General features: G+C 69.3%; 9 protein-coding genes, 1 pseudogene and 1 riboswitch. Of the genes and pseudogenes, 7 read left to right on the top strand and 3 right to left on the bottom strand.

What is annotated here, in order from left to right; all coding sequences use genetic code 11:
• Positions 1-11: 11 nt before the first annotated feature.
• Positions 12-1358, top strand: a complete 1347-nt coding sequence (locus AB0C12_RS19390; RefSeq protein ID WP_360549722.1) for an aminotransferase class I/II-fold pyridoxal phosphate-dependent enzyme — start codon at positions 12-14, stop codon at positions 1356-1358.
• Between the two features lie 83 nt (positions 1359-1441).
• Here the strand turns inward: AB0C12_RS19390 and AB0C12_RS19385 are convergent, their stop codons facing one another.
• Complete coding sequence (locus AB0C12_RS19385) at positions 1442-2437, bottom strand: ribonucleotide-diphosphate reductase subunit beta (RefSeq protein WP_360549720.1); 996 nt, start codon at positions 2435-2437, stop codon at positions 1442-1444.
• Complete coding sequence (locus tag AB0C12_RS19380) at positions 2438-4828, bottom strand: ribonucleoside-diphosphate reductase subunit alpha (RefSeq protein WP_360549718.1); 2391 nt, start codon at positions 4826-4828, stop codon at positions 2438-2440.
• Between the two features lie 131 nt (positions 4829-4959).
• Positions 4960-5172, bottom strand: a riboswitch (cobalamin riboswitch).
• Between the two features lie 113 nt (positions 5173-5285).
• Here AB0C12_RS19380 and AB0C12_RS19375 point away from each other — a divergent pair.
• The gene (locus AB0C12_RS19375) at positions 5286-5948 is read left to right on the top strand and encodes a UdgX family uracil-DNA binding protein (RefSeq protein ID WP_360549717.1); all 663 of its coding nucleotides are present in this window, start codon (positions 5286-5288) and stop codon (positions 5946-5948) included.
• Here the strand turns inward: AB0C12_RS19375 and AB0C12_RS19370 are convergent.
• Positions 5920-6621 carry a GNAT family N-acetyltransferase gene (locus AB0C12_RS19370; protein ID WP_360549715.1) on the bottom strand — a complete coding sequence of 234 codons (702 nt, stop codon included), beginning with the start codon at positions 6619-6621 and terminating at the stop codon, positions 5920-5922. The two genes, AB0C12_RS19375 and AB0C12_RS19370, sit on opposite strands and share 29 nt — an antisense overlap.
• A 72-nt stretch (positions 6622-6693) precedes the next feature.
• Here AB0C12_RS19370 and AB0C12_RS19365 point away from each other — a divergent pair, with 72 nt between their 5' ends.
• The 5 genes and pseudogenes from AB0C12_RS19365 to AB0C12_RS19345 all read left to right on the top strand — a co-directional run.
• Positions 6694-6894, top strand: coding sequence for a DUF3046 domain-containing protein (locus AB0C12_RS19365; RefSeq protein ID WP_360549713.1), 201 nt, complete (start codon positions 6694-6696; stop codon positions 6892-6894).
• Between the two features lie 197 nt (positions 6895-7091).
• Positions 7092-8138: a recombinase RecA gene (recA, locus tag AB0C12_RS19360; RefSeq protein WP_360549711.1), complete on the top strand. Its 1047-nt coding sequence runs from the start codon at positions 7092-7094 to the stop codon at positions 8136-8138.
• A gap of 444 nt (positions 8139-8582) precedes the next feature.
• Positions 8583-9407 carry a regulatory protein RecX gene (locus AB0C12_RS19355; RefSeq protein WP_360549709.1) on the top strand — a complete coding sequence of 275 codons (825 nt, stop codon included), beginning with the start codon at positions 8583-8585 and terminating at the stop codon, positions 9405-9407.
• Positions 9408-10029: 622 nt separating this feature from the next.
• Positions 10030-10686 (top strand): hypothetical protein, encoded by a 657-nt coding sequence (locus tag AB0C12_RS19350; protein ID WP_360549707.1) that lies wholly within the window; start codon positions 10030-10032, stop codon positions 10684-10686.
• Between the two features lie 880 nt (positions 10687-11566).
• Positions 11567-11992, top strand: a pseudogene (locus tag AB0C12_RS19345) (hypothetical protein); the annotation flags it as partial.

Genomic DNA, 11992 nt, shown 5'->3' with positions numbered 1-11992 from the left:
GAATCTGTCTTGTGTCAGCACAGTATCAGGTCACCGGATCCAGCGCCGCCTCGATTTCCGCGAGCATCGAGGCGGGGGTCCGCCTCGGCGACTGGGCCTGGGGTGATCGCCTCCCGCCCATCCGGGTTCTCGCCGACAGCCTGCATGTCAGCCCGGCCACCGTGTCCAAGGCCTACCAGGAGCTGCGCCAGCGCGGCATCGTCGAGTCCGTGGGTCGCCAGGGCACCCGCATCCGGGCCCGGCCGGCTGTGGCCAGCCCGCGCTCCGCGCTGCGGCTGCCGGTGCCGGCGGGCGCGCTCGACCTGTCGGCCGGCGACCCCGACACCCGGCTGCTGCCGTCCCTGGGCCGGCACCTGCGCTCAGTGTCCGATGAGGTCGGTCCACCCATGGGGTACGCGGCAGCCGGCGCGATGCCCGAGCTCATCGACGCGGCCCGGCCCCGCCTCGCCGCTGACGGAGTGCCGGTCGACGATGCCGCCATCACTGTCACCAACGGCACTCTCGACGCCATCGAGCGACTGCTGACAGCGCATCTGCGCCCGGGTGACCCGGTCGCCGTCGAGGATCCCGGCTGGGCCAATCTGCTCGACCTCCTGGGCGCGCTGGGCCTGACCGCAGTGCCGGTCGCGGTCGACGACGAGGGCCCGCTGCCTGACCGGCTCGCTGCCGCGTTGAAAGGAGGGGCGCGCGCCGTCGTGATCACGGCTCGCGCGCAGAATCCCACCGGCGCCGCGGTCACCGCCGGCCGTGCGACAGAGCTGCGTGCGGTCCTGAGCAGCAACCCCGAAGTGCTCCTGATCGAGGATGACCACGCCGCCGAGCTGGCCGGCGTGCCCTTGCACTGCCTCGGCGGAGCGACGCAGTCGTGGGCCTTCGTCCGATCGGCCTCGAAGCCCTACGGACCCGATCTGCGCATCGCCGTCATGGCCGGGGACGAGGCGACCATCGCGCGCGTGGTCGGCCGCATGCGTATCGGAGCCGGCTGGGTGTCCACAGTGCTGCAAAGACTGCTGCTGAGACTATGGCACGACGAGGAGACCGAGGCCCGGATCGCCGCGGCGGGTGCGGACTACGACCGTCGCCGCCGTGCACTGCGCGAGGCGCTGGCGGTGCGCGGAGTGCGGGCGCGGGGTGCCACCGGCATCAACGTCTGGGTCAACGTCGAGGACGAGACCCGCATGGTGACAACCCTGCGCGACGCGGGCTATGCGGTCGCCCCGGGTTCCCTGTTCCGCATGGAGGCACCGCCGGGCGTCCGGATGACGGTCAGCCCGATCGACGACGACGCCATCGAAGCCCTGGCCGACCAGGTCGCCGCCGCAGCCCATCCGGCCGCTGTGCCCACCGCCTCACGATGACTGCCTGCTTCGGGCTCGGTCGGCGGGAACGCGCCGGCACTGCCGTCCGCAATACAGCGAACGACAGTGCACGGCGCCGGCGATCAGAAGTCGTCGTCGAAGCTCACGGACCCGCTGATGCCGACCTGATAGGCCGACACCCGGCGCTCGAAGAAGTTCGAGAGCTCCTGCACGTCCTGCAGTTCCATGAAGGCGAACGGGTTCTGCGAACCGTAGGCCGGGGCGATGCCGAGCTGCGCCAGCCGACGGTCCGCCACGTGCTGGAGGTATTCGCGCATATCGGCCGGCGACATGCCGGAGACGCCCTGCTCCAGCAGGTCCGCCGCAAACTGCACCTCACACTCGACGGCTTCCGCCAGCATGTCGCGAACCTGTTGCTCCATCTTCTCGTCGAAGAGATCCGGTTCCTCCGCGCGCACCTGCTCGACCACGTCGAAGGCGAAGGCCATGTGCATCGACTCGTCGCGGAAGACCCAGTTCGTACCCGAGGCGAGGCCGTGCAGCAGCCCGCGCGACCGCAGGTAGTAGACGTAGGCGAAAGCGCCGTAGAAGAACAGGCCCTCGATGCACGCGGCGAAGCAGATGACGTTGAGCAGGAACGCCCGCCGGTCGTCCTTGGTCCGCAGCTCCCGCAGTTCGAAGACCGAGTCGATCCACCGGAAGCAGAATTCGGCCTTGCGGGCGATCGACGGGATGTTCTCCACCGCGTCGAAGGCCGCGGCCCGCTCCGCGTCGTCGGGCACGTAGGTGTCCAGCAGGTTCAGATAGAACTGGACGTGCACGGCCTCCTCGAAGAGCTGCCGCGACAGATAGAGCCGTCCCTCCGGGGAGTTGACGTGCTGGTAGAGATTCAGCACCAGGTTGTTGGCGACGATCGTGTCGCCCGTGGCGAAGAAGGCGACCAGGCGGCTGACCAGGTGCTGCTCCGCGGGCGACAGCTTGGCCAGATCGGCGAGGTCGGAGTGCAGGTCGACCTCCTCGACGGTCCAGGTGTTCTTGATCGCGTCCTTGAAACGGTCGAAGAAGTGCGGGTACTTCATCGGCCGCAGGGTCAGGTCCATTCCGGGATCCAGCAACATCTACTGACACGCCTCACACGACTCGGGGTTCTCCAGGGAGCAGGCCACTGCCTCGTCATCGCCGACCGGCGCCGGTATGGTCGGCGCGACGGCCACGGTCGCCTGCTGGATGCGCGTCGCCGGCCGCGAACGCAGGTAGTAGGTGGTCTTCAAGCCGGCCTTCCACGCGTAGAGATACATCGACGAGACTTTGCCGATGGTCGGCGCGCTCATGAAGAGGTTCAGCGACTGCGACTGGTCCACGTAGGGCGCCCGGGCCGCGGCCACATCGATGAGCGCCTTCTGCGGCAGTTCCCATGCCGTGCGAAAGAGCTCCCGGACGTCGGCAGGCAGCGCGGAGATGCCCTGCACCGAGCCCTCGGCGCGCTTGATCTGCTCGCGGACGGCTGCGGTCCAGAGGCTGCGCGCCTTCAGTTCCCGTACCAGATAGGTGTTGATCTGCAGAAACTCGCCGCTCAGCGTCTCACGCTTGAAGAGGTTGCTGACCTGCGGCTCGATGCACTCGTAACAGCCGGCGATGGAGGCGATCGTCGCCGTCGGCGCGATCGCGATCAGCAGCGAGTTCCGCAGCCCGCTGGTCGCGATCCGCTGCCGCACCGCCGCCCACCGGGCGGTCTGCGTCGGCGTCACTCGCCAGAGATCCGGTTGCAGGTCGCCGCCGGCCGCTCTGGTCTGCGGGTACGCCGGGTGTGCGCCCCACCGTTCAGCAAGTTCGGCCGAGCTCTCCAGCGCGGTCAGGTAGATCTCCTCGGCGACCCGCGTGCTCAGCTCCCGCGCCGCAGCAGAGTCGAAGGGCAGCCTCAGCGCGAAGAACGCGTCCTGCAGGCCCATCAGCCCGAGCCCGACCGGACGCCACCGCGGGTTGCTGGTCGCGGCCTCGGTGCTCGGGTAGTAGTTGATGTCGATGACGCGGTCCAGGAAGACGACCGCCGTCCGCACCGTCGCCCGCAGCTTCTCCCAGTCCACGTCGTCGCCGTTCAGATGCCCGGCGAGGTTGACCGAGCCCAGATTGCAGACGGCCGTCTCGTCGTCCGAGCTGACTTCCAGGATCTCCGTGCACAGATTCGACAAGTGAATGGTGTTGCCCGGCACGCCGGTCTGATTGCTCAGCCGGTTCGACGGATCCTTGAAGGTCATCCAGCCGTTGCCGGTCTGTGCCAGGGTGCGCATCATCCGGCCGTACAGATCGCGTGCCTTGACCTGACGGACGACAGACCCGGCGGCCTCGGCGGCCCGATAGGCCGCGTCAAAATCGGCACCCCAGAGATCAGGCAGCGACGGTACGGCCGACGGGTCGATCAGCGACCACATCTCGTCCGCCTCGACCCGGCGCATGAACTCGTCGGGGATCCAGTTGGCCAGGTTCAGGTTGTGCGTCCGGCGGGCGTCCTCGCCGGTGTTGTCACGCAGCTCGAGGAATTCCTCGATATCCGGGTGCCACGGCTCGAGATAGACACAGGCTGCGCCCCTGCGCCGGCCGCCCTGATTGACGGCGGCCACACTGGCGTCGAGCGTGCGCAGGAACGGCACGATGCCGTTGGACTGCCCGTTCGTGCCGCGGATCAGCGCGCCGCGCCCGCGGATTCGCGACCACGAGATGCCGATGCCGCCGGCGAACTTCGACAGTCGCGCCACCTGCTGATACCGCTCGTAGATCGAGTCCAGCTCGTCCTTCGGCGAGTCGACCAGGAAGCACGACGACATCTGAGTGTGCCGGGTGCCGGAGTTGAAGAGCGTCGGCGAGCTCGGCAGGTAGGCCAGCGACGACATCAGCCGGTAGAACGCGATCGCCTCACCGGCGTTGGTCGACAGGCCGCAGGCGACCCGCAGCAGCCAGTACTGCGGCGTCTCCACGACCAGCCGCGACTGCGGATGACGCAGCAGGTAGCGGTCGGCGACGGTCCGCAACCCGAAGTACTCGAAACGCAGATCGCCGGCCGGGTCCACGGCATCGTCGAGCTTGCGGGCGTTCCTGGCCACGAAAGCAGCCGTCGCGTCCCCGATCAGCCCCTCCGCGTGGCCGTGCGCGATGGCCTGGCTGAAGCTGGCGACGCCCTGCCCGCGCACCTCCTTGTCGATGAAGGCCGCCAGCAACCGGGCCGCCAGTCGCGAGTATTGCGGCTCCTCGCCGATCAGCTCCGCGGCCGTCTGGATCGACAGCTTGTCCAGCTCCGCGGTGGTCGCGCCGTCGTAGAGCCCGCTGATGGTCTTGGTCGCCACCCGCAGCGGATCCACCTCGTTCAGGTCGGCGACCCAGCGCTCGACCGCCCGCACGATCTTGTTGACGTCGACCGACTCGGTCTCACCATTGCGCTTGCGCACCTGCATCGCGTGCCGGCGTTGCTCCGGCACGGCCGGATCGTACGCAGTCTTGTCCTGCGTGACCGTCATGAACTCTCTCTCCTCGCGAGCCCGTTGGCGGAACGGTCTTCGGGCGCGCAGGAGGACGCCGGTGGACGCGGCTGTGCGCGTACACCTGAAGTGGCGTCGGCCGTCCCACGCGGCCTCGGACCGCCGCACGCGAAAGCGTGCGGCGCGCTGGCAGGTCTTCGGACTCGCGGGCCTGACCGTTGCCGGTCGCCTAGTGGCCGTCGCTTCCCGGGCCCGGGCCCAGTGCTTGATGACGGCGGTCGTTCCCGCTCACCGCTGCGGGGGCAGTCCCGGTTTCTCACCGGGTTCCCTCTTGCCTCGCGCCGTCCTGGAGGGACGGGCGAACCAGCTGCGAGCAACACCATATCTAGGTGCGACAGCCGATGTACAACACCACATGTCGTGTCGGCGTGTCGGATCTTGCTCGATCAGGTGAGCCTGTGCGCGTGGACCGGACGCGACGGGGTAGAACGGGTGCATGGCTACGACGCAAGCCCCGCCCGGTGCGCAGGAATTCATCCCCGCCGACGCGAAGAGCCTCGACGAGCTCAAAGCGGCGGCGCCCGGCTGCCGCGGATGCGAACTCTACGAGGACGCCACCCAGGTGGTCTTCGGCCGCGGCGCGGAACATGCGCGGCTGGTTCTGGTGGGGGAGCAGCCCGGCGACATCGAGGACCAGCAGGGCCTGCCCTTCGTGGGGCCGGCCGGCCGCCTGCTTCGCGACGCGGTGGGCGACGCGGGCATCGATCCGTCGATCATCTATCTGACCAACACCGTGAAGCACTTCCGCTTCGAGCTGCGGGGCAAGCGGCGCATCCACCAGACTCCGGGCCCGGCGCACATCACGGCCTGCCGGCCGTGGCTGGTCGCCGAGTTCTCGCAGCTGAAGCCCGATCTGGTGGTGGCGCTCGGGGCCACCGCGGCCAAGGCCCTGTTCGGACCGTCGTTCCGGGTCACCAGGTCACGCGGCGAATTGCTGCCCTGGCCGGCGTCGGCGCAGCGCCCACAGGACTTCCCGGTCGCCGAGTCGCGGGCGCTGGCCACGATCCACCCGTCCGCGGTGCTGCGGGCCGACGACCGGGACGCCGCCTACAACGGCCTGGTCGACGACCTCAAGGTCGCGGCGACAGTCCTGGGCTGACCGGTACGCGCAACGACACGTTCACGTTGTCCTTGCGCCGCACGAAGCCGATCGCTGTGAACAGGTGGTCGGCGGCAGTGTTGGCCGCCATGGTGTGCAAGAACGGTCGGTCACCGCGCTCATAGATCTCGGCTGCGACCGCGAGCACCAGCCGGGCCGCCAGGCCGCGACCGCGATAGCCGGGATCGGTGCAGACCGCGCTGATCTCACTCCAGCCCGGCGGCCTGATCCGCTCGCCGGCCATCGCCACCAGAGCACCCCCGTGTCGGATGCCGAGGTAAGTGCCCAGCTCGATCGTGCGCGGCCGGAACGGCCCCGGTCCGGTCCGGCGCACAAGATCGATCATCTCGGGGACGTCGGTCGCGGTCAGAACGACGGCCTCCGGATCCGGTACGGCCCGCACGGTTGCATCCACCAGTTGCCGCGTGGCGCTGGTGCCCCGGACCTCCCAGCCCAGGTCGTGTGGCGGATTCGCCGTGATCGACAGCTCGGTGCCGGGACCGGCCAGCATCGCCAGGTCGTGCCAGCAGCGAGGATCGGCGGGGTCCTCGAGAGCGAAGAACGGCGCCACGTCGGGGTGGTAGCGAGCGGCCCGGCCGACGATGCCGGCGAACCGCGCGTGCGGGCCGGTGAGGGCGGCCCAGCTCGGCCGGTCGAGAACGTCCACAGTCACCAGCACATAGTGATGTGTGTCTCAGCGTGCCGTCGAGCAGGGCCGGCAAGACGCCGCGGGTAGGCTTTTCCCGTGCGGTTGACAGACTTCTGGGGGCGCCTCGAACAGGCCTTCGGCCCCGCTTATGCGCGGAGTCTCGCCGCGGATCAGAGTTTTGCGGCACTCGACGGGCGCACCATTAACGAATCCATAGCTCAGGGTGTGGAGACGGTTACTATCTGGCGTGCGGTGGTTTCCGCGTACCCCGATCGGGTGCCTGCCAGGCTGCGCTGACCCCTTTTTCGTACGCTTGTTCTGGCGTGTCGCTCGTATTCGTACACCTGTTCGGCTATTGTCCTCAGCGGCGCGGTCATCCACAGGGCACGGCCGGGCACCGGTTTTTGTCAGACCCTAGGTCTAGCGTGACTCGCGTGGTGAACAGAAGCTCTTCGGCGAAGACGCCCGGAAAGTCGAATACAGGGGTGGCGGACATGGTGGCAGGACCTGATCGGGACAAGGCGCTAGACCTTGCTCTCGCGCAGATCGACAAGCAGTTCGGCAAGGGTTCGGTGATGCGCCTCGGGGAACGACCCGTCATCCAGATGGCCGTCATCCCCACCGGCTCCATCGCCCTCGACATCGCGCTCGGCGTCGGCGGCCTGCCGCGCGGCCGGGTCATCGAGGTCTACGGACCGGAGTCCAGCGGTAAGACGACGGTGGCCCTGCACGCGGTGGCCAACGCCCAGCGCAACGGCGGCATCGCGGCGTTCATCGACGCGGAGCACGCGCTCGACCCGGAGTACGCCCGCGCTCTCGGTGTCGACACCGACGCACTGCTGGTGTCGCAGCCCGACACGGGTGAGCAGGCGCTCGAGATCGCGGACATGCTGATCCGCTCCGGCGCGCTCGACATCATCGTCATCGACTCGGTGGCCGCGCTCGTGCCGCGCGCCGAGATCGAGGGCGAGATGGGCGACAGCCACGTGGGTCTGCAGGCCCGCCTGATGAGCCAGGCGCTCCGCAAGATCACCGGTATCCTCAACAACTCGGGCACGACCGCGATCTTCATCAACCAGCTCCGCGAGAAGATCGGCGTCATGTTCGGCTCGCCCGAGACCACGACCGGTGGCCGGGCCCTGAAGTTCTACTCGTCGGTGCGCCTCGACGTGCGCCGCATCGAGAGCCTCAAGGACGGCACGGACGTGGTGGGCAACCGCACCCGCGTCAAGGTCGTGAAGAACAAGGTCGCCGCGCCGTTCAAGCAGGCCGAGTTCGACATCATGTACGGCAAGGGCATCTCCCGCGAGGGCTCGCTGATCGACGTCGGCGTCGAGCAGAGCATCGTGCGCAAGTCCGGCGCCTGGTACACGTACGACGGTGACCAGCTGGGCCAGGGCAAGGAAAAGGCGCGCGAGTTCTTGAAGGAGAACCCGGACGTCGCGGCCGAGATCGAGAAGAAGATCCTGGAGAAACTCGGCGTGGGCCAGACCACCGGCGACGCCGCCGGCGGCCCGGAGCTGCCCCCGGTCGACTTCTGACCGATCGAACGCCGCCGCCACGGTTCGCCGAACCCGGCCCGCAAGGGCCGGGTTCACCCCGCAATCCGAACGCCAGTAGGCCGATCGTCGGCGTGGCCGGTGGGCCGGATGCAGGCGTGGCCGGTGGGTCGATCGTCGGCGTGGCCGGTGGGCCGGATGCAGGCGTGGCCGGTGGGCCGGATGCAGGCGTGGCCGGTGGGTCGATCGCCGGAGCGGCCGGCAGACGGGGTGCGGGTGGTCTACTTGACGCTGGCGGACCCCGGCGCAGGCATGACCGGTCGGCTGGCCGGCGAGGTCGCTGAGGGGTGCGGCATGCGGCAGGGGGTTGCGGCATGTCGACGTCCTAACTTGCTGCCGCGTCCGATGTCAGGGCGAGTTTCTGGCCGCGTGTCGTCGTCTACGCGCGAGCCGGATACCAAGTTTGTGGCGGAGCGGAGCTGAGGCATGGCCGGTCGACGTGGGGCAAGGTCCGGGCGCGGTTGGGACGCGATTCCGCCTCGGCCCGCGCAGGACGATTCGCCCGGCGGTGAGCCCGGTTCTGAGGACCCGGAACGCGGCTCACCCGGGAGCCGCCGCCGCTCGTCGGGTGGTTCTTCGTCCGGCGCTTTCGGCTCGTCCGGGAGCCGTGCGTTCGGCAGCGGTAATCGCTCCGCATCCGGCGGCGGGCGTTCCGGAAGTGGTGGCGGTGGCCGTGCCGGGAAGGACGGTTCCGAGCGTCCTCCTGAGCCTCCGCGGAGCGAGTCCGAGGTGGCCCGCGACATCTGCCTCCGGCAGCTCGCCGTGCGGCCGCGCACGCGGGCCGAGCTGGCGAAGACGCTGGCCCGCAAGGAGATCTCCGAGGAGGTGATCGCCGAGGTCCTCGACCGCTACGACGAGGTCGGGATCATCGACGACGCCGCGTTCGCGCGGATGTGGGTGTCGACCCGGCACCAGGGCCGCGGACTGGCCCGCCGGGCGCTGGCCAACGAGCTGCGCCAGCACGGAGTCGAGTCCGAAGTGGCCACCGAAGCCCTGGAAACGCTGGACGACGAGGCCGAGGCGACCACAGCGCGCGCCCTGGTCGACCGCAAGCTGCGTTCGGCTCGGGGTACGCCTGATCAGGTGTTCCGCCGGCTCGTGGGCATGCTGGCCCGCAAAGGTTACCCGGCCGGCGTGGCCATCCAGGCGGTCAAGGAAGCACTCGCCGCGCGCGACGAGGAAGCCGCTGAATTCGCCGACCAGATCGACGCGGACGCGCTCGCTGACGAAGCCACCGACACTCTGTCCTGAGTCCGGGTGCCTCCTTACCTAAGCCCGCCCAATTGTTATCGCGATGAGACCACCCGGGACTTCTCGGCTAGCGGTGAAGTGCTGCGCTTAACGCAAGCAATAAGGGATCGGCCACCTGTGCGCCACGAAGTAATCGCGTAGTCACCGTGTGCTGTTGACTCGATGCGTTCTCGTAATCGCCAGATTGTCGTGCTCTTCAGGCTTCGCTGGTGATTGAGTCAGGCGCTGGAGGAGTCAAGCGCGCCAAGATTTCGGCTGGTCAAGCACGTGACCAGCATCGACGTGTCCATTCGCCGTACCGGTCAAGCGGCCCGCGTATGGCGACCGATCACATTGGTGGCGCTTGCCCGATGCGCATGGTGGCCGGCGGATTGGGGCAGTCCTCACGGCGCTCAAGGGAATGCCCGAACGGCGGGGTGTCCGACTTCTGCCATATTGTCAACCGTGGATAGAAGTCGGGCCATGATCGCCGGTAAGTTACAGCCCGGACTACGGGGACCAGTGTCCATTGCGGATGGCGGTCCTCCACAGTACGGGGAGGAAAATGAAGACGAATCGACTCGCGCGCCATCGCGGCGTGCGTGCTGCGGCTCGACTGGGCGTCATCATCGGCGCCGTTGGTGTGGCTGCCCTCGCGGGCGCCAACGCTGCCAATGCCTCGACCATCACGGACTCCATGCGGGGCGTCGTCGTGCTCACCGAGCCGGCCGCCGCGGGGGACGATGACAAGGCCACCAAGGCGGAAGAGGACCCGCCGGGCGGCGGCGGTGGCGGCGAAGAGCCGGGCGGCGAGCCCGGTGGCGAGGACCCGGGTGGCGAGCCCGGCGGTGAGGACCCGGGTGGCGAGGACCCGGGCGGCGAGGACCCGGGCGGTGAGGACCCGGGTGGCGAGGACCCGGGTGGCGAAGATCCGGGTGGCGAAGATCCGGGTGGCGAGGACCCGGGTGGCGAAGATCCGGGCGGTGAAGATCCCGGTGGCGAGCAGCCTGGTGGCGGCGGCTCCGGTCCTACCGACCCGACCACTCCGCCCGACTCCGGCACTGGTGGCGGCTCGGGCTCCGACGACGACGAGTCCGACGGCGGCTCCGGCAACGGTGGCAACAACGGCGACTCCAACACCGCGGGCGGCGGAGGCGGCTCCAACTCCGGCGGCGGCGGCCTCCCGGTGACCGGCATCAACGTCATCGGCATCGCGGGTCTCGGCGCCGCGATCGCCGCCGGCGGTGTCGGCCTCGTCCTCGTGACGCGGCGCCGGCGCCCCGAAGGCGCGGACGCCTGATCCCAGCCGGCATCCGAGTGCCCGGTCCTGACCGGCCGGGCACTCGCGGCCCTTCGTCGATGTGTCGCTGATCGAGAAGGCCGGCGATCCGGCACAGGCCGGGCACTTGCTGCAGGTTCTTGAGGGTGTCGCGCTAGTTGGCGAGGCCTGGGCTGGACCGGCGATTGGCGGTCCGGCACTTGCTGCAGCTTCGTGAAGGTGTCGCGCTAGTTGGCGAGGCCTGGGCTGGACCGGCGATTGGCGGCCCGGCACTTGCTGCAGCTTCGTGAGGGTGTCGCGCTAGTCGGCGAGGCCTGAGCCGGACCAGCGATTGACGGTCCGGCACTTGCTGCAGCTTCGTGAAGGTGTCGCGCTGGTCGCAGGACCGCCACGGTCCCGGGCAGATGCACGACGATGGACCCGCAGCCCCGCCAGGCTGCGGGTCCATCGTCGTAGATGGATCTTCCGGGGCGTCGACGACAGCCGCGGACTGGTAATCTGCTGCGTCGTGACAGACGACTCCCACCCTGCTCGGCGCGGTGGCGGCCCGCTTCGCGAGGACGCTGACGCGACGGCCCAGGTCGTCCAGCACTCCGGCCCCGCCGACTCCGCGCAGCCATTCGTTCCAGGGTCGCCCGCCGACGCGGAAATCCCTGCTCAGCCTGTCGGTCCGGTGCACCAGCACAGTCCGGCGCAGGCGCACCAGCCCACCCCGCCGCCGACCTATCCGCAAAGCACCCACCCCGCCGGGGACCAGACTCCGATCGCTCACCCGGTCGCTCCGAGCACCTCCGGGGGAGCCGCGATACCCGCGCCTGCAAATGGGGTTACAAGCGGCGCATCGCCCATCCAGGGCAGCAGCGCGGGAGCCTATGGTCCATTTCACGGCGGCACCGAGCCGGTGAGCGGTGCCTACGGCCAGCAGGGTTTCGGAGCGGATCCCGTCGTCGGAGACCCGAGGGCCAACCCGGCCGCCGTCAGTAACTCGGCCTTCGAAGCGGGAACGCCACCCTTCGCCGCGACGCCGAGCGCCGCAGGCGAAGACCAGCCATACGGCGCCGCGCCCACCTCAGGCGCGGCCTCGGACCAGACCTACAGCGCGATGCCGACCTCGGCGGCCGACCCAACGTCCGGCCAAGACCAGACCCACGGCACCGCGCCGATCTCAAGAGCCACCCCGACCTCGGGTGCCGGCCCGGCCTATGGCGCGGCGTCGATCGCGGGAGCGACTCCGACCTCGGGTGCCGGCCCGGCCTATGGCGCGGCGTCGATCGCGGGAGCGACTCCGACCTCGGGTGCCGGCCCGGCCTATGGCGCGGCGTCGATC

It is taken from the genome of Actinoplanes sp. NPDC048967, assembly GCF_040649415.1.
In the GTDB taxonomy this organism is placed as follows: domain Bacteria; phylum Actinomycetota; class Actinomycetes; order Mycobacteriales; family Micromonosporaceae; genus Actinoplanes.
This window is presented reverse-complemented; position numbering and strand designations above follow the sequence as displayed.

Coding starts and splice junctions, on each gene's coding strand:
- AB0C12_RS19385 (WP_360549720.1), bottom strand. CDS start 2,437: ATGTTGCTGGATCCCGGAATGGACCTGACCCTGCGGCCGATGAAGTAC.
- AB0C12_RS19380 (WP_360549718.1), bottom strand. CDS start 4,828: ATGACGGTCACGCAGGACAAGACTGCGTACGATCCGGCCGTGCCGGAG.
- AB0C12_RS19375 (WP_360549717.1), top strand. CDS start 5,286: ATGGCTACGACGCAAGCCCCGCCCGGTGCGCAGGAATTCATCCCCGCC.
- recA (WP_360549711.1), top strand. CDS start 7,092: ATGGTGGCAGGACCTGATCGGGACAAGGCGCTAGACCTTGCTCTCGCG.
- AB0C12_RS19355 (WP_360549709.1), top strand. CDS start 8,583: ATGGCCGGTCGACGTGGGGCAAGGTCCGGGCGCGGTTGGGACGCGATT.